At 70.8% G+C, this 21660-nt stretch carries 21 protein-coding genes and 1 tRNA gene; 6 read left to right on the forward strand and 16 right to left on the reverse strand.

Going from position 1 to position 21660, the window contains the following annotated elements:
• Positions 1 to 67 precede the first annotated feature (67 nt).
• Positions 68 to 141 (reverse strand) — tRNA-Met (locus AB0M27_RS30930).
• 41 nt (positions 142 to 182) lie between these two features.
• Positions 183 to 3095, reverse strand: a complete 2913-nt coding sequence (locus tag AB0M27_RS30935) for a UPF0182 family protein (protein WP_365726574.1) — start codon at positions 3093 to 3095, stop codon at positions 183 to 185.
• Positions 3096 to 3259: 164 nt separating this feature from the next.
• On the opposite strand from AB0M27_RS30935, the gene AB0M27_RS30940 reads away from it, so the two are divergent.
• A complete protein-coding gene (locus AB0M27_RS30940) occupies positions 3260 to 3802 on the forward strand; it encodes a PPA1309 family protein (RefSeq protein ID WP_365726461.1) in 543 nt (180 codons plus the stop codon).
• A 72-nt stretch (positions 3803 to 3874) separates the two neighbouring features.
• On the opposite strand, the gene AB0M27_RS30945 is transcribed toward AB0M27_RS30940, so the two are convergent.
• The 4 genes from AB0M27_RS30945 to AB0M27_RS30960 all read right to left on the reverse strand — a co-directional run bounded on the left by AB0M27_RS30945 (position 3875) and on the right by AB0M27_RS30960 (position 7025).
• Positions 3875 to 4969, reverse strand: a complete 1095-nt coding sequence (locus AB0M27_RS30945) for a PDZ domain-containing protein (RefSeq protein WP_365726463.1) — start codon at positions 4967 to 4969, stop codon at positions 3875 to 3877.
• Positions 4970 to 5018: 49 nt separating this feature from the next.
• Positions 5019 to 5192, reverse strand: a complete 174-nt coding sequence (locus AB0M27_RS30950; RefSeq protein WP_365726464.1) for a hypothetical protein — start codon at positions 5190 to 5192, stop codon at positions 5019 to 5021.
• Between the two features lie 129 nt (positions 5193 to 5321).
• A complete protein-coding gene (locus AB0M27_RS30955; RefSeq protein WP_365726466.1) occupies positions 5322 to 5783 on the reverse strand; it encodes a molybdenum cofactor biosynthesis protein MoaE in 462 nt (153 codons plus the stop codon).
• A 129-nt stretch (positions 5784 to 5912) separates the two neighbouring features.
• Entirely contained in the window at positions 5913 to 7025 is a 1113-nt protein-coding gene (locus AB0M27_RS30960) for an SDR family oxidoreductase (RefSeq protein ID WP_365726469.1), read from the reverse strand.
• Between the two features lie 191 nt (positions 7026 to 7216).
• Here AB0M27_RS30960 and AB0M27_RS30965 point away from each other — a divergent pair, with 191 nt between their 5' ends.
• Complete coding sequence (locus AB0M27_RS30965) at positions 7217 to 8674, forward strand: zinc-dependent metalloprotease (RefSeq protein WP_365726471.1); 1458 nt, start codon at positions 7217 to 7219, stop codon at positions 8672 to 8674.
• The gene (locus AB0M27_RS30970) at positions 8671 to 9192 is read left to right on the forward strand and encodes an NUDIX hydrolase (RefSeq protein WP_365726473.1); all 522 of its coding nucleotides are present in this window, start codon (positions 8671 to 8673) and stop codon (positions 9190 to 9192) included. The genes AB0M27_RS30965 and AB0M27_RS30970 overlap by 4 nt, the downstream gene beginning before the upstream one ends.
• A 75-nt stretch (positions 9193 to 9267) precedes the next feature.
• Here AB0M27_RS30970 and AB0M27_RS30975 read toward each other — a convergent pair whose 3' ends face one another.
• From AB0M27_RS30975 to AB0M27_RS30990, 4 genes are all read right to left on the reverse strand, one after another.
• A complete protein-coding gene (locus tag AB0M27_RS30975; RefSeq protein WP_365726476.1) occupies positions 9268 to 10023 on the reverse strand; it encodes an AIM24 family protein in 756 nt (251 codons plus the stop codon).
• Between the two features lie 17 nt (positions 10024 to 10040).
• Positions 10041 to 10721 (reverse strand): AIM24 family protein, encoded by a 681-nt coding sequence (locus AB0M27_RS30980; RefSeq protein ID WP_365726479.1) that lies wholly within the window; start codon positions 10719 to 10721, stop codon positions 10041 to 10043.
• A gap of 12 nt (positions 10722 to 10733) precedes the next feature.
• The gene (locus AB0M27_RS30985; RefSeq protein ID WP_365726480.1) at positions 10734 to 12482 is read right to left on the reverse strand and encodes a TerD family protein; all 1749 of its coding nucleotides are present in this window, start codon (positions 12480 to 12482) and stop codon (positions 10734 to 10736) included.
• A gap of 126 nt (positions 12483 to 12608) precedes the next feature.
• Complete coding sequence (locus tag AB0M27_RS30990) at positions 12609 to 13205, reverse strand: M48 family metallopeptidase (protein WP_365726482.1); 597 nt, start codon at positions 13203 to 13205, stop codon at positions 12609 to 12611.
• 322 nt (positions 13206 to 13527) lie between these two features.
• On the opposite strand from AB0M27_RS30990, the gene AB0M27_RS30995 reads away from it, so the two are divergent.
• Positions 13528 to 14742, forward strand: coding sequence for a TOMM precursor leader peptide-binding protein (locus AB0M27_RS30995; protein ID WP_365726484.1), 1215 nt, complete (start codon positions 13528 to 13530; stop codon positions 14740 to 14742).
• The gene (locus tag AB0M27_RS31000) at positions 14735 to 16108 is read left to right on the forward strand and encodes an AarF/ABC1/UbiB kinase family protein (protein WP_365726486.1); all 1374 of its coding nucleotides are present in this window, start codon (positions 14735 to 14737) and stop codon (positions 16106 to 16108) included. The genes AB0M27_RS30995 and AB0M27_RS31000 overlap by 8 nt, the downstream gene beginning before the upstream one ends.
• Before the next feature lie 149 nt (positions 16109 to 16257).
• Here the strand turns inward: AB0M27_RS31000 and AB0M27_RS31005 are convergent, their stop codons facing one another.
• The 5 genes from AB0M27_RS31005 to AB0M27_RS31025 form a co-directional block, all read right to left on the reverse strand.
• Complete coding sequence (locus AB0M27_RS31005; protein WP_365726488.1) at positions 16258 to 16470, reverse strand: hypothetical protein; 213 nt, start codon at positions 16468 to 16470, stop codon at positions 16258 to 16260.
• A 137-nt stretch (positions 16471 to 16607) separates the two neighbouring features.
• Positions 16608 to 16931, reverse strand: coding sequence for a hypothetical protein (locus AB0M27_RS31010; RefSeq protein ID WP_365726490.1), 324 nt, complete (start codon positions 16929 to 16931; stop codon positions 16608 to 16610).
• On the reverse strand, positions 16928 to 17296 hold the full coding sequence (locus AB0M27_RS31015) for a WhiB family transcriptional regulator (protein ID WP_365726495.1): 369 nt from the start codon (positions 17294 to 17296) through the stop codon (positions 16928 to 16930). The genes AB0M27_RS31010 and AB0M27_RS31015 overlap by 4 nt, the downstream gene beginning before the upstream one ends.
• Positions 17297 to 17466: 170 nt before the next feature.
• On the reverse strand, positions 17467 to 17787 hold the full coding sequence (locus AB0M27_RS31020; RefSeq protein ID WP_365726497.1) for a hypothetical protein: 321 nt from the start codon (positions 17785 to 17787) through the stop codon (positions 17467 to 17469).
• A 164-nt stretch (positions 17788 to 17951) separates the two neighbouring features.
• Positions 17952 to 20147 (reverse strand): ATP-dependent DNA helicase UvrD2, encoded by a 2196-nt coding sequence (locus AB0M27_RS31025; RefSeq protein WP_365726500.1) that lies wholly within the window; start codon positions 20145 to 20147, stop codon positions 17952 to 17954.
• A 182-nt stretch (positions 20148 to 20329) separates the two neighbouring features.
• Between AB0M27_RS31025 and AB0M27_RS31030 the strand changes: the two genes are divergently transcribed.
• Positions 20330 to 20572: a mycoredoxin gene (locus AB0M27_RS31030; protein ID WP_365726502.1), complete on the forward strand. Its 243-nt coding sequence runs from the start codon at positions 20330 to 20332 to the stop codon at positions 20570 to 20572.
• A gap of 74 nt (positions 20573 to 20646) precedes the next feature.
• Here AB0M27_RS31030 and nudC read toward each other — a convergent pair whose 3' ends face one another.
• Positions 20647 to 21591, reverse strand: coding sequence for an NAD(+) diphosphatase (nudC, locus tag AB0M27_RS31035; protein WP_365726504.1), 945 nt, complete (start codon positions 21589 to 21591; stop codon positions 20647 to 20649).
• Positions 21592 to 21660 lie beyond the last annotated feature (69 nt).

Below are 21660 nucleotides of genomic sequence, written 5' to 3' on the forward strand. Positions count from 1 at the left end.
CCCACAGTACTTCCTTACGCCCACCACGATGGCCGGTATCCATGGGGATCCGGGCCTTCGACTGCAGTAGCGGGGACAGGATTTGAACCTGCGACCTCTGGGTTATGAGCCCAGCGAGCTACCGAGCTGCTCCACCCCGCGCCGTTGCACGTCAACCGTACCACGACGCGAGGTGCCCTTGATCAAGTGCCCTTCTTGCCGGTGCCCTTGTCGGCGTTCTTGCCGCTGCCGGACTGACCGGCCTTGGCCTCCGCGTCCTGCGCCCGCTGCAACGCGTCCTTCAGGTCCTTCTGGGCCTTGGCGTACGCGGCCCAGTCCGGTCCGTTCGGCTCCTGCAGGGCCTTCTGCCCGGCGTCGTACGCCTTCTGGGCGTCGTCCAGGGCCTGCTGGACGGTCGGATTGGAGGACGTGGGCGGATTGGTGGTGCCGGTGTCCGGCGGGGTGGTCGAACCCTGCACCCCGAACACCTTGTTGAGCGCCTCGTCCAGGGTGTTCTCGAATGCCGTCTTGCCGTTGTAGGTGACCAGGACCTTGCGCAGCAAGGGGTACTTGAGCTCACCACCGCGGACGTAGACGGGCTCCGCGTACAGCAGTCCGCCGTCCAGCGGCACGGCCAGCAGATTGCCGTACTCGACCTTCGAATGTCCGCGGCTGAGCAGGCTGATGGTCTCCGCGATGTCCTGTTCGGAGTTGAACTTGCTCTGGACCTGTTTGGGACCGTCGATGGTCGTGCTCGTCGGCAGCTTCAGAATGCGGATCTTGCCGTAGTCGCCGCTGCGCGGATCGGAGTCCACCGCCATGAAGGCACTGAGGTTGTCGCGTCCGTTCGGTGTGAACGTCGTCGTCAGGGAGAACGCCTGACTGCTCTGGTCCGGCATCTTCATGCTCAGGTAGTACGGCGGCACCGCGCTGCCCGAGTCGTTGGTCGGGTCGTCGGGGACCTGCCACACCTCGCTGCCGCTGAGGAACGTCTGCGCGTCCGTCACGTGGTACCGCGAGAGCAGCTCGCGCTGCACCTTGAACAGGTCCTGCGGATAGCGCAGATGGGCCATCAGGTCCGCGGAGATGGCGATGCGCGGCTGCACCGTGCCGGGGAAGGCCTTCATCCAGGTCTTCAGCACCGGGTCCCCGGTGTCCCACTGGTAGAGCTTGACCTCGCCGGTGTACGCGTCGACGGTCGCCTTCACCGAGTTGCGGATGTAGTTGACCTGGTTCTGCTGGGCCACCACCGCGCGGTTGTTGTTGGCGGCGGTCAGCGAGTCGGCCGTCGTGTCCCCGAGGGTCGTGCGGGAGGAGTACGGGAAGCCGTTCGACGTCGTGTACGCGTCGACGATCCACTGGATACGGCCGTCGACGACCGCCGGGTAGGCGTCGCCGTCGATGGTCAGCCACGGCGCGACCGCCTCGACGCGCTCCTTGGGCGTGCGGTTGTACAGGATCCGCGAGCCCTTGCCGATCGCGCCCGAGTAGAGGATCTGGGGTTCGTTGAACGCCACCGCGTACGCGGCCCGGTTGACCGGGTTGTCGAGGTTGACCCCGCTCTTGCCGGTGTAGCTGGTGGTCTTCTCACCGCTGTCGTCGGAGTAGTCGACCTCCTTCTGGGGGCCGCCGACGATCGAGTAGGTGGTGGTCTTCTCGCCGTAGTAGATCCGCTGCTGGTACCGGGGCAGGTCGCCCTTGGACGGCAGGTCGGACTCGGTGAAGACCGGCTCGCCGTCGGTGGCCTCGGTGCCCTTGGCGGCGACCACGCCGTAGCCGTGCGTGTACCGGAAGTGGTCGTTGATCCAGTTGTTCTTCGGGACCCCGTCCAGGTTGAGCTCGCGCAGGCCGAGGACCGTGTCCTGCTCCTTGCCGTCCTTGGTGGGGTACCGGTCGACGTCCAGGTTGGTCGGGAACCCGTAGTAGTTCCGCATCTGCTGCAGCTGCTGGAACGTCGGCGAGACGATGTTCGGGTCCATGATGCGGATGCTGGCCGCGTCGTCCGCGTCGCCCCGCAGCCTGGTCTTGTCCGGGGTCGTGGACTTGCCGGCGTACTCGGTGACCTTGGTGTCGTCGATGCCGTACGCCTCGCGGGTCGCCTTGAGGTTCTTCTGGACGTACGGGGCTTCCTTGGCCTGCTCGTTGGGCTGGACCTGGAACTTCTGCACGATCGCCGGGTACAGCCCGCCGATCAGGATCGCCGAGAGGACCATCAGGCCGAAGCCGATGACCGGCAGCTGCCAGGTGCGCCGCCACAGCGTGGCGAAGAACAGCAGCGCGCAGATGACGGCGATGCAGAACAGGATGGTCTTCGCCGGCAGATACGCGTTGGCGTCGACATAGCGCAGACCGGTCCAGTTGCCGGTCGCCTTGAAGTCGCTGGACTTGACCGCGAGGCCGTACCGGTCGAGCCAGTACGCGACCGCCTTCAGGGCGACGAAGATGCCGAGCAGCACCGACAGATGCCCGGTCGCGGCGCCGGTGGCCCGCGCACCGGGGCTGGTGACGCGCAGCCCGCCGTACAGGTAGTGCGTGAGCGCGGCGGCGATCAGGCACAGGATGGCGGCGGCGAAGCCGAAGCCGAGCAGAAAGCGGTACCAGGGCAGATCGAAGGCGTAGAAGGAGACGTCGAGGTGGAACTGGGGATCCTTCTGGTGGAAGGGCACGCCGTTGACCCACATCAGCCAGGTCCGCCACTGGCCGGCCGCGGAGGCGCCGGCGATCAGCCCGACGAGCGCGGTGACGGCGAGCAGCAGCCACTTCTTGTACGGCGCGATGCCCATCCGGTAGCGGTCGAGGCTCTGCTGTTCCATGGACATGGCGCTCAGCGGGGGCCGCAGGCGGTGCGCCAGCCAGATGTTGACCCCCACCGCGACCGACATCAGCAGACCGAAGACGAAGAAGAGGCCGATCTTGGTCCACAGCATGGTCGTGAACACCGACGAGTAGTGCACCGACCGGTACCACAGCCAGTCCGTCCAGAAGCCCGCGAACATGGTGAACGCCATGCCGAGGACGGCCAGGACGCCCAGCGTCATGAGCAGGGTCCGGACACCCCGGGACGGTCGTCCCGCTCTGATCCGCGGCCCCGTCGGGCCTCCGCCGCGGTCCGGCATCTGGAAAGCCAAGGTGCGCACCTCGAAGTTCGCTGTCGATCCGTCAGGCCCTCGTGTTCGCGGACCCGCCGTGGCCCCCCGTGATCGCGGACCCACACCTATGCAACTTACTCACGCATTCCTCGGTTCCCGATTCGTCCGGGGAACGAGGCAGGATTGTGACCATGTCCAACACTCCCATGGCAGCGAGCCCGCTCACCCGGGCCGTACTCGAGATCGACGAGTACGTCTCCGGCCTCGGCTGGGACCAGCCCGCTCGCCTCTTCGCCCTTGTCGACACCGCACGGCTACGGGCCCAGGAACCCGCGCTCGCGGCCCAGCTGGGCCTTGAGGACGAGACCGCCTCCACCGGTCTCACCCCGATCGAGCAGGACGAGATCCCGTCCGGCAAGCCGCTGGACGAGTTCCTCGGCACCATCGCCTGGCCCGACGCGGTGGTCGGCTGCGCGCTCTCGGTGGAGCGCATGATGCTGCCGCCGTCCGCCGAGGCTCAGGTCCCGAAGAACCTGAGCGAGGCCAAGCTGGCCCAGTGGGTGGCCGACCACCCCGAGCGCCAGGAGGTGCGCATGACGGTCGCGGTGCTGCGCGACGGTGGCCGCGAGTCGGCGCTGCGGCTGCGTGAGAAGGACTCCTCGACGGAGGTCCTGACCGGCCCGGACCTGGTGCCAGGCCTGGCCGCGGCCCTGGCGGCGACGTTCGAGGACTGATCCCGTCCGGTTCGGTACGGCGCTGGGGGCGCCCCCGCCTCAGGGGGCGCCCCCAGCCGTGTCACGGGCCGGTCAGCTCTTGGTGCACTGGGGCAGGGCGGCGGTGTTCCCGGTGCGGATGTCCTTCAGCGCGCCGAGCGCGTCGCCGATGTTCCTCACCTTGACCAGGGTGAGCCCGCCCGGGGTGTCCTTGGCGGCGGCCGCGCAGTTGTCGGCGGGTGTCAGGAAGTACCGGGCTCCCTTCTCGCGCGCGCCGACGGTCTTCATCTCGACGCCGCCGATCGGCCCGACGGTGCCGTTGTCGTCGATGGTGCCGGTGCCGGCGACGAACTTGCCGCCGGTCAGGCTGCCCGGGGTCAGCTTGTCGTAGATGCCGAGGGCGAACATCAGACCGGCGCTGGGCCCGCCGACGTCGGCGAGCTTGATGTCGATGCCGAAGGGGAACGTGTGGTCGGTCCCGGCCGAGATCCCGACGATGGCCCGCTTGGCGCCGCTGTCGTCGGAGGTGGCCGTGGTGATGGTGACGTCCTGCGTCTTCGTCGCCGTCTTGTGCGCCTTCTCGGCGGCGGCCTGCTCCTTGACGGGGACGACGGTGAAGACGACGTTCTGCCCGGGCTTGTGCTTGGTGACGAGCTTGGCGACGTCGGAGGGCTGCTTCACGGCCGTGGCGTCGACGGCCTTGATCACGTCACCGGCGTGCAGCCTGCCCTCGGCGGGCGAGTCCTTGACGACGGTGGAGACGATCACCCAGGACTTCACCGGGATGCCCAGTTCCTTCAGGGCGGCGACCTTGGCGCTCTCCTGGGACTGGCTGAACTCCTCGGCGTTCTGCTGCGAGGACTGCTGCTCGGTCGTCCCGTTCGGGTAGAGCGTGTCGTGCGGGACGACCTTGGCGTCGTGGTCCAGCCAGCCGTAGACGGCCTCCACCAGGTTCATCCGGAAGTCCGCGCTGGTGACCCGGACGGTCGTCATGTTCAGGTTGCCGCTGGTCTTGTACGTGTCGTGCCCGGTGATCTGCAGCACCGGCTCGCCGTCGTGGTCCCCGAGCGTGTTCACGGTCGGGCCGGGAGACATCTCCGAGTACGGCACGGGGATGAGCACTCCCGCGCACAGGAGCGCGATCAGCATCAGGGTGGAGGCGAGCATCGTCGCGGTGCGGCGTGGCATGCCACGACAGTACGGGACGCCTCTGTCAGCGCACCGTCAGGGCACCCGGTCATGCACTGCCGGCACCCGTGTGGGATCTCTCCATGGCCTCGCGGAACCGGGCATAGCCGTCCAGTTCCGGGCCGTCGCCGCGCACCTTACGAGTCCGACTGGCCCAACTGCCCCACAGCCCGCCGCCGACCGCGGCCACAAGCGGAATCAGCAGCCAGACAAGCGCCCCCATGCCGACCTCCCAACGCCATGAGCGTCCGCAACTGACTGATCAGCAGATTAACCATCCGCACTGACAACGCTCACGCGAGGGTGCCGGTTACGCAACACGGGGTAGTCCGTGTGCTCCGAGTGACGTCGCTCAGCAGGCGCCGACCCACTCCTCCGTACCGTCGGAGAATTTCTGGTGCTTCCAGATGGGCACTTCGTGCTTGAGGTCGTCGATCAGCTTCCGGCAGGCGTCGAAGGCCTCGGCCCGGTGCGGACAGGCGACGCCGACGACCACGGCGAGATCCCCGACCCGCAGGTCCCCCACCCGGTGCACGGCGGCCAGCGCCCGCACCGGATACTCGGCGACCACCTTCTCGGCGATCCGCCGCATCTCGGCCTCGGCGCCGGGGTGGCAGGAGTACCCGAGGGCGTCCACGTCCGCACCCCCGTCGTGGTTGCGTACGGTCCCCACGAACAGGGCGATGCCCCCGGCCGCGTCGTCCCCGACGGCCTGGAACACCTCGTCCACGGAGAGCGCGGTCTCCCGGACACCGATCAACTTGATGGGATCCTGCGCCGCCTGCTCACCGGGGTGCTCGTTCGCGTGTGCCATGCCCCCATCGTGCCGCACGTCTGTGACACCGGGGAATACGAGATTCACCAGGTACGCGCGCGGGGCGTTTTGGAGGCTTGCACGACGCGGCTGCGTGCACGAAGCCCGGCCCGCGCGACCCAGGCCCGGTCAGGCCCGCCGCCGGGCCTTCCGAGCCCGCCGTACGACAGCCGCCGCGCCCAGCAGAGCCACCGTCGCTCCCGCGGCACCCGCGGCCGTCGCGTCCTTGCGCCCGAGCCGCCGCCCGGCCACCGTGTGCCGCCCGGAGACCTCCTCCAGCAGCTCCGCGAGCACCTCCTCGTTGGCCCACCGCGGCCGCCATCCGGCGTCGTGCAGCCGGCTCCCGCTGATCACCCACGGGTACATCGTGTACGCCAGATCCCCCGCCGGGGACGGCGTGAGCCCGATCCGGTGCAGCCGGGCCGCCGCGCCGAGCGCGACCGCCGACGGCAGCTCCATGCGCCGGATCCCGCTCAGCTCCTCGACCTCCTCCTGCTCCAGCCACCCGTCGCAGCCGACGGCCAGTTCCCCGTCGACCTTCTCCAGCACGGCGTACTCCAGGGCGCTGCACAGGTCCTCGACGTGGCAGAACTGCCACGCGGGCCGCGACCCGGCGACCACGAGCAGCCGCGGCGACTCGAAGTACCGGGTCAGCGCGGTGTCGGTACCCCCGACCAGCACCGCGGGCCGTACGACGGTGACGTTCAGGCCCGGATGCGCCCGCGGCGCACGCCGGGCCAGCCGCTCGATCTCCAGCAGGTCCCCCACGCCGGTGGCCTCGGCTGTCGCGCGCAGTTCGGCGTCCTCCGAAAGGGGCAGCTCGTTGTCCGGCAGCGCGCCGTAGACCATCGCCGAGGTGCACAGCACGACCCGGTGCACGCCAGCCGCCGCGGCGGCCGTCAGGACGGTCTGCGTCCCCCGGACGTTGTAAGCGGTGCGAGCGGCCGGATCGGTCTCCAGGTCCAGGTCGAGCGCGAGGTGGACGACCACGTCGGCGCCCCGCAGCTTGTCCGCGATGGCGGGGTCGCGCACGTCGAGGATGTGCCAGGTGGCGGCGGCGCACTCGCCGCGCCGCTCGTCGATGGCGACGACCTGCTTGATCTCCTCGGAGGCCGCGAGCCGCTCGGTGAGCAGGGCACCGACCCCGGTGGCGGCGCCGGTGACCGCCACGACGGGTCCGCGCAGGGCGGGAGGGGTTGATGGGTTTCGCGCTGCGCGAACCTGTGGATCTGGGGAACTCACCGGGCGTCTCCAGCGGTTGTCTTCAGTACGAGCGCGCGTGAGCGTGCGTACCAGGTGCATCCATCCTGCCGCAGGCCTGCCGTGGGCGAAGCATCGAGGCCCGATCGGGTCCGGGTGTCTACGCTGGGTGGTGTTGTCGGGCAGCCGCGCCGCCGGAGAGAAGCCGGTGGCCTTACCAGCCGAGGAATCCCGTGAGTGACACCCCATTCGGTTTCGGCCTTCCGCCGGAGGAGCCGGAAGACGGCGACGAGGGCAAGAAGAAGGACCAGCAGAGCGGTGGTGGGCAGGGACCGGCCAACCCGTTCGGCTTCGGCGGCCTGCCCGGAGCCGGAGGCTTTGGCGGCCCCGGCGCCGACAACCCGCTCGCAGCGATGTTCGGGTCCCTGAATCCCACCGATCTGGGCGCCGCGTTCCAGCAGCTGGGCCAGATGCTCTCCTACGAGGGCGGCCCGGTGAACTGGGACATGGCCAAGCAGATCGCCCGCCAGACGGTCGCCCAGGGCACCCCGGACGGCACGAAGGACGCAAGCGTCGGCCCGGCCGAGCGCAAGGCGGTCGAGGAGGCCGTTCGTCTGGCCGACCTGTGGCTGGACGACGTGACGTCCCTGCCGTCGGGTTCGGCCTCCGCGGTGGCCTGGTCCCGCGCGGAGTGGGTCGAGGCGACCCTGCCGGCCTGGCAGGAGCTGGTCGACCCGGTCGCCGAGCGGGTCGGCGCGGCCATGGGCGACGTCCTGCCGGAGGAGATGCAGGCCATGGCGGGCCCGTTGATCGGCATGATGCGCTCGATGGGCGGCGCCATGTTCGGCACGCAGATCGGGCAGGCCGTCGGCGTGCTCGCGGGCGAGGTCGTCGGCTCCACCGACATCGGCCTGCCGCTCGGCCCGGCCGGCAAGGCCGCGCTGCTGCCGGCCAACGTGGAGGCGTTCGGCAAGGACCTCAGCGTGCCGCAGGAAGAGGTGCGGCTGTACCTGGCCCTGCGCGAGGCGGCCCACCAGCGCCTGTTCGCGCATGTGCCGTGGCTGCGCTCGCACCTGTTCGGCGCGGTCGACGGGTACGCGCGCGGGATCAAGGTCGACACCGCCAAGCTGGAGGACGTGGTCGGCCAGTTCGACCCGCAGAACCCCGAGCAGCTCCAGGACGCGCTCCAGCAGGGCATGTTCCAGCCGGAGGACACCCCCGAACAGAAGGCCGCCCTGGCCCGTCTGGAGACCGCTCTGGCGCTCGTCGAAGGCTGGGTGGACGCGGTGGTCCACGCGGCCGCGAAGCCGCGTCTGTCGTCCGCCGACGCCCTGCGCGAGACTCTGCGCCGCCGCCGTGCCACGGGCGGCCCCGCCGAGCAGACCTTCGCCACGCTGATCGGCCTGGAGCTGCGCCCGCGCCGGCTGCGCGACGCCTCCCGCCTGTGGGCCTCGCTCACGGACGCGCGCGGGGTCGACGGCCGGGACGGACTGTGGGCCCACCCGGACATGCTGCCGACCGCGACCGACCTGGACGACCCGGACGGCTTCGTGCACCGCGAGCAGCTGGACTTCTCCGAGCTGGACAAGATGCTGGGCGAGGCGGCCGGCGGTGCGCACGGCAAGCCGGACCTGCGCACGAAGGACGACGACGTCAAGGGCGGCGACACGGAGGGTGACGACGCCGAGTGAGCCTGTACGACGACGCGGTCCTCGTGCTGAAGGGGTACGAGGGCCAGGACGTGCTGCGCCAGGCCTACCTCGACCATCTGGCGGCCCACCCGGACGGCATGTGGAAGGCCTGCCACGCGGGCCATGTCACGGCGAGCGCCCTGGTGATCGATCCCGAGCGCGGCCGGGTGCTGCTCACGCTGCACAAGAAGCTGCGGATGTGGCTGCAGATGGGCGGCCACTGCGAGCCGGGCGACGCCTCGCTCGCGGCGGCGGCCCTGCGCGAGGCCACGGAGGAGTCCGGCGTCTTCGGGCTGACCCTGCTGCCCGGCGGCCCGGTGCGCCTGGACCGGCATCCGATCCCAGCGCCGTGCCACTGTCACTACGACGTCCAGTACGCGGCCCTGGCCCCGGCGGGCGCCGAGCACGCGATCAGCGACGAGTCACTGGACCTGCGCTGGTTCGCCTACGAGGAGGTGGCGGACGTGGCCGACGAGTCGGTCGTACGTCTGCTGGCGGCGGCCCGCGCGAGGCTGTGAGCATGTAAGGGGCGCCCGCCACGGCGCCGCCCCTTACGTTTGCTTTCCGGACCCGGATCCCGAGGATCCCTGGGCTCAGCTCCAGACGTTCCCCTGGTTCTGCCCGCGCGCCCCGTGCTGCCCCATGCCGAACTGGGCGGCGAGGCCCTGACCGATCACCGCGTTCTGCGGCGGCAGCAGCTCGCTGGGCTGGACCAGCGCGAACCCGGACCCCATGAAGCTCAGCTCCCAGCCCTCACCGGTGTTGCCGCGCCGGCGCCACACGCCGGAGGAATGCGTCTGGGCCTGCATCTGCACGCGCAGCCCGGTGGACCAGGCGACGATCGCGTCCGCGTCGCAGTTGACGTACTTGTCCGGCGTGACCTGCATCAGCAGCGGCGCGCCCGAGGTCATCAGGGCGACCTTGCCGCGCCCGGTGATGTTCAGCTGGTACTTCCCGGAGCCGGAGATGCCGTAGAGGCTGTCGACGGCGACGACCTCGTAGTGCAGCGAGGAGTCCATGGCGAGGACGTAGGAGCTGTCGACGGTCAGCCCGTCCTGCTCGACGTCCATGATGTGCACGTGCTGGGCCAGGTTGGCGAGGTACACCGTGCCCTGCCCGTGACAGCGCATCAGGTCCAGGCCCTCGCCGGTGTACGCACGCGCGCGTGCCTGGTTGTTGCTCTGGTACTCGGCGTCGAACTCCATCAGCCCCTGGTAGGCGACCATGGTGCCCTTGCGGGCGAGGATGTCGTCGTGGCCCTCCAGGGTGACGCGGAGCAGCTGCGCGTTCTGCAGGCTCCAGCGCTCCTGGGTCTGGAGGTCGTTGTATGCGAAAAGCGGGCTCTGCATGACTTTCTGGCTCCCCCTCAGCCCCGGATCCGGAGGCGGTCGGTGCTGTCCTCGCTGGGCTGGACGACGACGATGCCCTGGCCGGAGAAGGCCATCTGGTAGGCCTCGCCGCTGCCCCGGCCGATCAGCGACTGCGCCTTGAAGCTGCGCTTGCCCTTCACCCTCAGGTTCGGCGACCAGGCCACGAGCGCGTCCGGGTCGACGTACGTCTCGTCCTCACCGCCGCCGCAGTCGACGACGATCGGCTTGCCCCGGGAGGTCAGCGCCACCCAGCCCTGCCCGGAGATCCTGGTGTTCCACAGGCCCTGCCCGGCGAACTTCGCGAGCCCCTTGACCCGTTCCACGCCCCAGCTGAGGTGGGCGTCGAAGGCGAGCAGGTTGGTGGCGTTGACGGAGATACCGTCGCCGTTGAGGTTGATCACGACGACGTTGGCTCCGTAGTCGGCGAGGTAGAGCAGGCCGTCCCCGGTGCACTTCATCAGGGGCGCGCCCTCGCCGGTGATCCAGTCGCGGGCGATCTGGCGGACGGCCGGCGGGTTGGGCTCGTACTGGATGAAGCCTTCGTAGGCGACCATCGAGCCCACGCGCGCGAGGAGGTCGTTCCCGGTCTGCATGGCGACCTTCAGCATGTGGCTGCCGTGGTTCTCCATGCGGGCGGTGACGGGTGCGGAGGCGTAGCCCGCGAGCGGCTGGTTCATGACGGGCTCCCTTTAGACCTCGTACGGCTGGACGACGATGAAGTTGCCGGGCGCGCCCCGGAACTGGAGGTTGACGCTCTCGCCGGTGTCGCCCGGGTAGGCGTTGCGGCGCATGCGGACCTGGCTGGAGACGATCACCTGGGAGGCGGCCGACCAGGCGACGACCGCGTTGCAGTCGGCGAAGGTGGTCGGCGTGACCGGCAGGACCACGGGCGTGCCGTGCGTCTTGACGACGATCGTGCCGGTGCCCTGGAACTGCATGGTGAACAGGGCGCCGCCGGGGATGCCGTGGCCCTCGATGCGGCGCACCTCGTACTGGAGGCTCTCGTCGAAGGCGAGGACGTTCTCCGCGGACACACAGATCGCGTCGCCCTGCAGTTCGACGGGGTGCACATGGGTGGCGTTCTCGGCGAGGAACACCTGGCCGTTGCCGGTGCAGCGCATCAGCTGCATCTCCTGGCCGGTGGCGTTGCCGACGATCCGCCCGGCGAACCCGGCGCCCTTGTAGCCGAAGTCGACCTTGCCCTGGTAGAGCACCATGCTGCCCTGCCTGGCCAGCACGGGCTGCCCGCCGATGCCGAGGTCGACGCGGATGAGCTTCTTGTTCTGCTGCGTCCAGCGCTGCCCGGTCGGCGTCTCCTTGAACGCCTGGAGCGCGGCCGTCACACCGGCGCCGCCCTGCGGGGCGCCCTGCGGCACTCCGTAGCCGGCGGGCTGCTGGCCGGGGACCTGCCCGTAGCCCGGGGGCATGGGCGGGGTGGGCTGGCCGCCGTAGGAGGGCGGCTGCTGACCGTAGCCCGGCGGCATCGACGCGGTCGGCTGACCGCCGTAGGACGGCTGCTGGGACGGCTGGCCGTACGGCTGCTGCTGGGGCTGTCCGTACGGTGCGGGGGCCGGGGCGGGCGGCGGGACGGTGCCGCCGGCGGGCGGGGTCAGGGGGGCGATGACCGTCGGCGCGGCGTGCACGTTGGGCACGGGCGCCGGGGGCGGGGTGTGGCTCTGCGGGGTCTGCCCGGGCGGCGGTGTGAAGCCCTGCGGGGGTGTGGCTCCGGACGGCGGGGCGAAGCCCTGGGCGGCGGGCTGCGGCGCGGGAGCAGGCGCAGGTGCCGGGGCGGGCGCGGGGGCCGGGGCGGAGGGGGCGGCGAACGGGGGCGGGGCCGTGGCCTGGGCGGGCGGGGCGAAGCCGGGGGCGGCACCGGGCTGCGGCTGCTGCGGGGCGGCGGGCGCCTCCTCCTCCAGCACCTCGCCGCCGAAGTTCTTCAGCAGCGCGTCCAGTCCGCCGTCGAAGCCCTGCCCGACGGCGGCGAACCGCCACACGTCCTTCAGGTAGATGTCGCCGAGCATCACGGCCCGCTCGGTGGAGAACTCCGCGCCGTTGAAGGAGTACCGCGCGACCTCCTCGCCGCCCGCCACGATCCGCAGGTAGCCGGGGGCGATCTGCGACATCTGCCCGGTGCCGTCGATGGTCGCCGTGAAGGACAGCTTGTGGATGTGCGACGGGATCCGGTCCAGGGTGACCCGGAAGGACTCGGTGTCGCCCGCCTGGGCACCCAGCAGCTGGATGGACTCCTCCGGGGACTTCGGCTGGTTGAAGAAGACGAAGTACCGGTCGTCCGAGAGGCGCTCGTCGGCGTCCAGACCGAAGCAGCTGATGTCGAAGGTCAGCCCGGGGGCGGAGATCTGCACGCCTACGTACAGATCCGTGCCCGCCGTGAGGTCACTGATCCTGGCCTTGTGGCCGCGTTGGAATTCCCTGGCCATGCGTAACGACCGTCCCCCATCCCGAATGTGAGTGCGTCGCGTCAGGCTAACGGCAAAGTCCGACAGCGGACGCAGCCGGTACAGACCCGGTACACAACCGCGCCCGGAGGCGGACGGATGCCCGGCTCACTCCCCGCGCGCCCCCGGCACATGCGGAAGCCGCTCCGCGGCGACCACCCCTTCGAGGTAACCGCGGGCGCGCTCGGTGCGCGGGTACGCCTCCAACAGCCGCCAGAAGTCCGGCCCGTGACCGGGGACCAGCAGATGGGCCAGCTCATGGCAGAGGACGTAGTCGACGACGTACTCGGGCATCCCCTGCAGCCGGTGCGAGAGCCGGATGCTGCCCTCGGCCGGGGTGCACGAGCCCCAGCGGGTGTTCTGGTTGGTGACCCAGCGCACGGAGGCGGGGCGCGCCCGGCCGTCGAAGTACTGGGCGGACAGCCGCTCGGCACGCTCGGCGAGCTCGGCGTCGCCGAGCACCCGCTTGCTCTCCTGGGCGGCGAGTTTGTCGAGCATGACGGTGATCCAGCGCTGTTCCTCCGCCTTCGACATCCGGGCGGGGATCAGTACGACGGTGCGATCGCCCTCGCGGTACGCGGAGACCGTCCGGCGGCGCCGGGAACTCCTGCGGACCTCGATCGCGCTCGCCCCCGAGCCGCCGGGCGGCTGGCTCGTCGTGCTGCGCTGTGGCTTTCCGGCGCGGTGCAGTGGGTCGGCGGGCACGCCCCGACGTTACCCGCTGGGCAGGGCCGAAGTCCCGGCTCCGGAACGGTTGGATGCCGATCTCCCACCTCGCGTTTGATTCCTGTGATTCCTACGACTGATCCGCACATCCGGTTTACGGGGCTCCGCACGTCTTGTTTGACACACTTCATCCAGCCCTCTTATGCGACGAACACCCCCAACCTGTGGATAACTCTCGGCGCCGGGCGGACCGGCACGGCATGCTGGCAGGCGTCGGGGGAGCATGACCGGTTCCACCGGCGACGAATTGTTCGGGATGCTTTCGGTTCGGGACGCTTTCAAGGGATACGGGGGGCCAGTCATGCATCCGGTGATCAAGCCCGCGCTGCGGCGCGGCTGGCGTGATCGCGACACCGTCCAGTTCGGGATGACCCCGGCGCACGCGCTGACACTGGGACCGACGGACCCGGCGACGCGCGGCTTCCTGGATCTGCTCAACGGCACCCGCGGGCTGCCGCTGCTCCGCGAGGAAGGCCACCGCATGGACCTCCCGGCCGGCCAGGTCGACACCCTGCTGGAGCAGCTGACCCGCGCGGGCCTGGTCGACGACGCGCGCGGCGGCGGACCCGCCGCCGAAGCGCTGCGCGCCAAGACGGACGTCCTGCGTCGACTGCGCCCCGACCTCGCCGCGCCGTCCCTGACCACGGCCGAGCCCGGCGGCGCGCTCTCCCGGCTCGCCGCCCGCCGCGCCCTGCGCGTGCGGGTGCGGGGCGCGGGACGGGTCGGCGCGGTGCTGGCATCAGCACTGTCGGGCGCCGGAATCGGCGAGGTCGACATGCGCGACGTGGGGTGCGTGGAGCCGTGGGACGTGGCGCCGGGCGGGCTGCCCGCCGAGTCGCTCGGCGAGCGCCGGGACACGGCCGCGCGGGCCGCCGTGCGCCGTGCGGCACCCGACCGCCCACCTCGCCACGCCCACTCCCCCGGATCCGGCGCCCAGGACCCCGGGTTCTCCCTGGTGATCCTCGCCCCCCGGGACGATGTCGCCGTGCACGCCCCTGACCCGGCCGACGTCGAGCCGCTCATGGCCTCCGGGACCCCCCACCTGTACGCCGGCGTCGTGGAGGGCACCGGAGTCGTCGGACCGCTCGTGCTGCCCGGCGAGTCGCCCTGCGCCGGCTGTCTGCACCTCGACCGCGGGGACCGGGACCCGGCCTGGCCGCGGCTGACCGCACAGTGGCGGTGCGCCAGGGCCCGCCGGGTCGCGGCCTGCGATCTGACGCTGGCCACGGCGATCGCCGGACTGGCCGCGGCGCACGCGCTCGCCTTCCTCGACGGGGAGTCGTCGTCCAGCACCGGCACCCGCTGGGAGGTGACCACGCCCGGCCTGAACTGGCACGCCCACCCCCTCCGGCCGCATCCGGCATGCGGTTGCGGCGCTGCGGACAGACCTAAAGGGGAGCACTCCTCAACCGGCGGCGAAGCACGCGAGACAATGGCGGTGCAACGGCCGTCGACCGAGCGACGACGCAAGGCAGGCGCGGCGCGGCCGACTGGGACTTGGAGGGCGCATGTCTGATCTTCCCCGGAAGGCGGTCACCCGTACCGCGAAGCTCGCCGCGCTCCCGCTCGGCTTCGCCGGCCGGGCGACCTGGGGGCTGGGCAAGCGGATCGTGGGCGAGTCCGCGGAGATCGTCGGCCGGGAACTGCAACAGCGCACGGCGGAGCAGCTGTTCAAGGTACTGGGCGAGCTGAAGGGCGGTGCGATGAAGTTCGGGCAGGCCCTGTCCGTCTTCGAGTCCGCGCTGCCCGAGGAGATCGCCGGGCCCTACCGCGCCGCGCTCACCAAGCTCCAGGAGGCGGCGCCGCCGATGCCGACCCGCACGGTGCACGGGGTGCTGGAGGAACGGCTCGGACCGGACTGGCGTGATCTGTTCGAAGAGTTCGAGGACAAGCCGGCCGCCGCGGCCTCGATCGGGCAGGTGCACCGGGCCGTGTGGCACGACGGCCGTGAGGTGGCGGTCAAGGTGCAGTACCCGGGCGCCGGCGAGGCCCTGCTCTCCGATCTGGGCCAACTGAGCCGTTTCGCCCGCCTGTTGGGGCCGCTGATTCCCGGCATGGACATCAAGCCGCTCATCGCGGAGCTGAGGGATCGCGTCTCCGAGGAGCTGGACTACGGGCTGGAGGCGCAGGCCCAGACCGTCCACGCGGAGGAGTTCGCGGGCGACCCGGACGTGGTGGTCCCGGCGGTGGTGCACCAGTGCGACCAGGTCCTGGTGACCGAGTGGATCGACGGCATCCCGCTGTCGGAGGTGATCTCGGACGGCACCCCGGAGCAGCGCGACCGCGCCGGCCAGCTCCTGGCCCGGTTCCTCTTCTCGGGCCCGGCCCGCACCGGCCTGCTGCACGCCGACCCGCATCCCGGCAATTTCCGGCTACTGCCCGGCGGCCCGGCCGGCGAGGACGACTGGCGCCTGGGCGTCCTGGACTTCGGCACGGTCGACCGGCTGCCCGGCGGTCTGCCGACACCGATCGGCATCTCGCTCCGCATGACGCTGGACGGCGAGGCCGAGCCGGTCTACGAACTCCTCTGTGAGGAAGGATTCGTCAAGGAGTCCATAGAGCTGGACCCCGACGCGGTCCTCGACTACCTGCTGCCGATCATCGAACCGGCCCGGGTCGAGGCGTTCGCCTTCAACCGCACCTGGATGCGCAACCAGGCCGCCCGCATCGCCGACCCCCGCTCACCCGCCTACCAGCTGGGCAAGCGGCTCAACCTGCCGCCCGCCTACCTGCTGATCCACCGGGTGACCCTGAGCACCATCGGCGTCCTGTGCCAACTCGGAGCCACGGTACGGCTCCGCGAGGAACTGGAGGACTGGCTGCCGGGCTTTGTGCTCGAAGAAGACCAGGTCGAGGCGGAGGAGACGGCAGCGGAGGCCTGACCGGGACTCCCGGCCAGGGCACGAACCAGGGTGCCTCCGGGTCCCAGGTGCCTTGAGCGGGGGCAGAGCCGGCCGGATGGCGCCGATCCGGATGCGGTTGATGCCCCAAGGTTGGACGCCGCTGCATCTCGCGGCGCGGGTGAGCGGACTCACCACCAGGACGAGTCCAGCCGCCCCTCGATAGCCCTCAGGTTCTCCCTGGAGCAGCGGTCGCAGAAGTACTGGCGGACGCCGTTCTCCACGGAACAGGTCCAGGTGGTCGGCTGGGTGCCGTGGGCGGGGGTGCCGCAGCGGGCGCACACGAGCACGCGGCGCTCCGGGGTGGAGCCGCCCTGATCACTTCCTCCGGGAAGACTCGTCACCTGGCGACGATAACCCCGTCGGCCGCGGATCGCCTGCGCAACGCACCGCGGGGGCCGGTCCGTTCGGCCGGACCGGCCCCCGCTTCAGAAGGCTCGCCTCCCGGGCGGGGAGGCCACCGCTTCTGCAGGTGTGATCGTTACTGCATGACCGCCATGGCGAGCGCGCGCCGGGCGCGCAGCGAGGCACGCTCGGCCCGGCGCTGCATCCGCTGGGCGACCGCCAGGCGCACGGCCCGGCGTTCCCGCACGGCGTCATGGAGTCGCTCGTGCATATGCGCACGAGCCAGGGCTTCTTGCATGAGTTGCATCTCTCGGGTCCTGTTCTGGCGCGCTTCGGTCGCGCCGGAGGTGGTGACGTCTGGAGTCGCGGAGCCTGCGGGCTCGCTGGTGGACGGCTTCATCGGGGCCTGCTTCTGGGGGTCGTGCGTGAGGGGACGGTCGATCGTTCCTGCGATGTTCATGCCGTGACCGGGTTCTTCCGCGGGCGGCCACGCGGCCGCTTCCGGGCGACGACGACACCCTGGACGAACAACTCGCCACCCCAGACGCCCCAGGGCTCACGCCGCTCCCTGGCGCCGGCGAGGCAGGCCTCGATCAGCGGGCAGGTCCGGCAGAGGGACTTGGCGTACTCGACGTCCGTCGGCGACTCGGCGAAGAAGACCTCCGGGTCGTAGGAGCGGCAGGGGACGGGTACGCCGAGGTTCTCGATGGCGTCGTCGAGCGCGGTGAGCGCGGTGAGGGGGATCAAGGTGGAGTCCTCCGTGAGGCCGGGCGGGGGGATCGTTTGCGAAGGCGGTACGGACGGGGCGTGCGCTTCGAGTTGCACGGTTGGTCTTCCTCGTCTGGTCGGTCCGGCCGGTTGACCGGGTGTCGGCTTGGTACCGGGTTCTTTTGTTCCCGAGGCCCCTTCGCTCCGTCGTCCCCGTTCGGGGAAAACAGAAGGGCCGCGGATCCCGGATGGGGTTCCGCGGCCCTGAAGGCGCCGGCCTGATCGGATCAGGCTGGATCACTCCAGGGTTTTGGCCCACGGAAGGCCCACATCAGGTGGTGCTGCGTCGTCTGCTTCCGGAATCCGGCACCGGCCGCCGCAAAGGCATAGGCCTGCGCCTGTGCCGCTACCGCTTCCAGTGCCTTGGTCGGTCGCTCATTGCGCTCGCGGGCGGGGAGGCCTGCGAGAGCGAGGGAGGACGCCGGACGGTCGGCACGAATGCCGGACAGACCGGTGCCCTGGTGGGAGGCGCCGAGCATGCACAGGGAGACGGTCGAGCGATCGGTCAGTTTGGCCGTGCTGATGGTGCTGGTGTTGATGCTGATCACTGGACTCGCCTCCTCTCGGCGTCTCAAGGGACTGGGGTGAACCAGTCCGTTCGGATATGCAAGTACATCACGGAGCAGGGCCCTTCGAGAAGGCCGCTGCTTCCGTGCCTAGAACCTATGGGGATTGGTGGGCATGCGCAAACTATTTTTTCGACGAGTTCGCATCAGTCGGCCTCGTCGCCTTCGCCGACCTCGCGGCCTGCGCAGATCGCCAGAACGTCGGTTCCGTAGCTGCGCAGCTTGCGGCTGAGGACGCCGGGGATGCGGGAGAGCTCGGCGGGACTCCCGGGCCGCGCCTCGGCAATGGCCATCAGGGTGCGGTCGGTGAAGACACAGAAGTCCGGTTGCCCGCTGCGCTCGGCCTGGACGGCCCGCCACTCCCGCAGCCGTTCGTAGAGCCCTTCGTCCATGTCCGAGGGGCATTCCTCACAGCGCATCAGCTTCATCTCGCCCGCGTCGGTGAGCGTGCGGCCGCAGACCCGGCAGCGGGCGGGGGTGCGCTGGGCGCGCCGGGGAGCGGCGATGGTGCCGGTGACGGTCCCGCGCTCGATGCCTCCGGTGACGGCGCTGCCGGTGCGGCCGACGGTGGGCGTGGTGCCGGGACGCAGACCGTCGAGGAAGTGGCTGGGCCTGCGGTTGGGGCGGGTGCCGGGTGACCGGGACAGCGCCCAGGAGAGGTGGAGCCGTTCCCGCGCCCGCGTGACACCCACGTAGAGCAGACGGCGTTCCTCCTCGATCTGCTCGTCGGTTCTGGCGTAGGTGATGGGCAGCATGCCCTCGGCGATGCCGACCAGGAAGACGACGTCCCACTCCAGGCCCTTGGCGGCGTGCAGGGAGGCGAGGGTGACGCCCTGGACGGTCGGGGCGTGCTGGGCGTTCGCCCGCTCGTCGAGTTCCGCCACAAAGTCGCCGAGGGTGGCGCCGGGTCGGGCGGCGGCGAGGTCGTGGGCGAGGCTGACCAGGGCGGCGAGGGATTCCCAGCGCTCCCTGACGGCGCCGGAGCCGGCCGGGGGCTCGGTGGTCCAGCCCTCTCCCGACAGGACGGCACGGACCTGGGAAGGCAGGTCCACGACGTCGTCCAGCAGGGAGTCGTTGCCGCCGAAGCGGGCAGCGCCGCGCAGGGCGATGCCGGCCTTGCGCACCTCGGGCCGGTCGAAGAAGCGCTCCGCACCGCGCAGCTGGTAGGGCACGCCGGCGTCGGCGAGGGCCTGCTCGTAGGTCTCGGACTGGGCGTTCGTACGGAACAGCACGGCGATCTCGGCGGCCGGGACGCCCGCGTCGATCAGCTCGCGGATGCGGCGGGCGGCGCCCTCGGCCTCGGCCGGCTCGTCGGTGTACTCGGTGTGGACGGGCTCGGGGCCGGGGGCGCGCTGGGAGACCAGTTCCAGCCGGTGGTCGGCGGCGCGGCCGCGGGCCTGGGCGAGCAGGCCGTTGGCGAGGTGGACCACCTGGGGGGTGGAGCGGTAGTCGCGGACGAGTTTGACGACGGTGGCGCCGGGGTGCCGGGCGCGGAAGTCGAGGAGGTGGTCGGGCGTTGCTCCCGTGAACGAGTAGATCGTCTGGCTGGCGTCACCGACGACACACAGGTTGTCGCGGTCGCCGAGCCAGAGCTCCAGCAGCCGCTGCTGCAGGGGGCTGACGTCCTGGTACTCGTCGACGACGAAGTGCTGGTACTGCGCGCGGACCTGTTCGGCGATGTCGTGCCGGTCCTGGAGGATGGCGACGGTCAGCAGCAGGACGTCCTCGAAGTCGATCACGGCGCGGTCGCGCTTGAGGTCTTCGTAGGCCGCGTAGAGGTGGGCGATCTCAGCGGGGTCGCGCGGGGCCTCGCGGCCCGCCTTCGCGGCCGTGTACGGGTAGTCGGCGGGGATGGTCTGGGTGACCTTGGACCATTCGATCTCGGCGGTGACGTCGCGCAGCTCGCCCCGGTCGAGCCGGGTGCCCAGGCTTGCGGCGGCGTCGGCGACAAGCTGGATCTTGCGGTCGACGAGCCGGGGCATGCCGCCACCGATCGCTTTCGGCCAGAAGTACTGGAGCTGGCGCAGGGCGGCGGAGTGGAAGGTGCGGGCCTGGACGCCGTGGGCGCCGAGCTGGCGCAGCCGGCCGCGCATCTCCCCGGCGGCGCGGTTGGTGAAGGTGACGGCGAGCACGCTGGAGGGCTGCAGGATGCCGGCGCGCACGCCGTAGGCGATGCGGTGTGTGATCGCCCGCGTCTTGCCCGTGCCCGCTCCGGCCAGGACGCACACCGGGCCGTGCAGGGCGGTGGCCACCGCGCGCTGCTCGGGGTCGAGCCCTTCGAGCACCGCGTCGGCAGAGTCCGGTGCCTGCGGGAAGAGGGTGGAGTGCGTTGCTGCTGTCACACCGCCATGCTGCCAGGTCGCCCGGGACTGCCGTGCCGGTTGTCCACAGGCGGGCACACATCGTCGTATGAATGCGGCAGGCGTCACAGCCACCTGTGGATACCCCGGGTGGGAATGGCGGGCGGCTCGCGTATGTTCTCCCCCCGGACGATTTTCCGACCTGCCTGAGGAGCGCGAGAGACATGCAGGGCACTGTGACGATGTACAGCACGACTTGGTGCGGCTACTGCCGGCGGCTGAAGAGCCAGCTGGACCGGGAGGGCATCGCCTACACCGAGATCAACATCGAGCAGGACCCCGAGTCCGCCGCCTTCGTGGAGAAGGCGAATGGCGGAAACCAGACTGTCCCGACGGTGCTCTTTGCGGACGGCTCCACGCTGACGAACCCGTCGCTCGCCCAGGTGAAGCAGAAGCTCGTCGCCTGACGCTCCGCGGTTTTCCGCGGTGACCACACAGCAGGGCGGCCCCTGAAGGATCAGGGACCGCCCTGTTGTGTGTCTCAGATGAAGCTGCGCGTCGGCAGCGGCTTGCCGTACCACATCTCGATCAGGCGGGCCGCGATGGAGATGCCGTAGGGCGGCAGCACTTCGCCGGACTCGAAGGCGTCGTGCAGTTCCTCGCGGGAGAACCAGCGGGCCTCGTGGATCTCGTCGCCGTCGACGTCGATCTCGGTCGAGGTGGCGCGGGCCATGAAGCCGAGCATCAGGCTGGACGGGAAGGGCCAGGGCTGGCTGGCCACGTACTCCACTGGACCGACGGTGACGCCGACCTCCTCGGACACCTCGCGGCGCACCGCCTGCTCGATGGACTCGCCGGGTTCGACGAAGCCGGCGAGCGTGGAGAAGCGGCCCTCGGGCCAGTGGACCTGGCGGCCGAGCAGGATGCGGTCGTCCGCGTCGGTCACGGCCATGATCACGGCCGGGTCGGTGCGCGGGTAGTGCTCGGCGCCGCAGGCCGGACAGCGGCGGATGTGACCGGCGGCGGCGATGACCGTGCGTTCGCCGCAGCGGGAGCAGAAGCGATGGGTGCGCTGCCAGTTCTCCAGGCCGACCGCGTGCACCATCAGCCCGACGTCGCGCGGCGAGAGCAGCAGGCCGGCCTCCCGCAGCCCGGCGGGGCGTGCGGACTGGTCGATACGGCCGGGCAGCGCGTCCTTCTGGAGCGCGAAGTAGCTGACGCCGTCCTCGTCGATGCCGAGGAAGTAGCGGTGCGCCTCGGTGAGCGGGGCCTCGAAGGAGGGCGTCATGACGAGTTCGGTCCGGCCGTCCGGTGTCTCGTCGATGAGCACCTGGCCGCCGGAGACCACGAAGCAGCGCGTCGTGGGGTGGCTCCACGCCGCCGCGAGCCAGGCCTCGTCGAGCCGGTGGTGCGCGGCGCGGTCGATGCCGCTCGAAGCGGTCAGCGAGATGGGTCGATCGGCTGTGTCGTCGGTCCAGGTGGTCACGGGTGCTTCCAACTCCCCCAGTGCAGCGGTTCGTTCGGCGGGCGGTTCGGCGGGACGCGGGCGGGAGGG

Source organism: Streptomyces sp. NPDC052107, assembly GCF_040680215.1.
Taxonomy (GTDB): domain Bacteria; phylum Actinomycetota; class Actinomycetes; order Streptomycetales; family Streptomycetaceae; genus Streptomyces.

Excerpts from the sequence above, each read along its gene's own strand:
- AB0M27_RS30975 (WP_365726476.1), bottom strand. The coding sequence starts at position 10,023 with ATGCAGAGCCCGCTTTTCGCATACAACGACCTCCAGACCCAGGAGCGC.
- AB0M27_RS30980 (WP_365726479.1), bottom strand. The coding sequence starts at position 10,721 with ATGAACCAGCCGCTCGCGGGCTACGCCTCCGCACCCGTCACCGCCCGC.
- AB0M27_RS30935 (WP_365726574.1), bottom strand. The coding sequence starts at position 3,095 with ATGCCGGACCGCGGCGGAGGCCCGACGGGGCCGCGGATCAGAGCGGGA.
- AB0M27_RS31030 (WP_365726502.1), top strand. The coding sequence starts at position 20,330 with ATGCAGGGCACTGTGACGATGTACAGCACGACTTGGTGCGGCTACTGC.
- AB0M27_RS30955 (WP_365726466.1), bottom strand. The coding sequence starts at position 5,783 with ATGGCACACGCGAACGAGCACCCCGGTGAGCAGGCGGCGCAGGATCCC.
- AB0M27_RS30985 (WP_365726480.1), bottom strand. The coding sequence starts at position 12,482 with ATGGCCAGGGAATTCCAACGCGGCCACAAGGCCAGGATCAGTGACCTC.
- AB0M27_RS31000 (WP_365726486.1), top strand. The coding sequence starts at position 14,735 with ATGTCTGATCTTCCCCGGAAGGCGGTCACCCGTACCGCGAAGCTCGCC.
- AB0M27_RS30995 (WP_365726484.1), top strand. The coding sequence starts at position 13,528 with ATGCATCCGGTGATCAAGCCCGCGCTGCGGCGCGGCTGGCGTGATCGC.
- AB0M27_RS31010 (WP_365726490.1), bottom strand. The coding sequence starts at position 16,931 with ATGAACATCGCAGGAACGATCGACCGTCCCCTCACGCACGACCCCCAG.
- AB0M27_RS30950 (WP_365726464.1), bottom strand. The coding sequence starts at position 5,192 with ATGGGGGCGCTTGTCTGGCTGCTGATTCCGCTTGTGGCCGCGGTCGGC.
- AB0M27_RS30940 (WP_365726461.1), top strand. The coding sequence starts at position 3,260 with ATGTCCAACACTCCCATGGCAGCGAGCCCGCTCACCCGGGCCGTACTC.
- AB0M27_RS30945 (WP_365726463.1), bottom strand. The coding sequence starts at position 4,969 with ATGCCACGCCGCACCGCGACGATGCTCGCCTCCACCCTGATGCTGATC.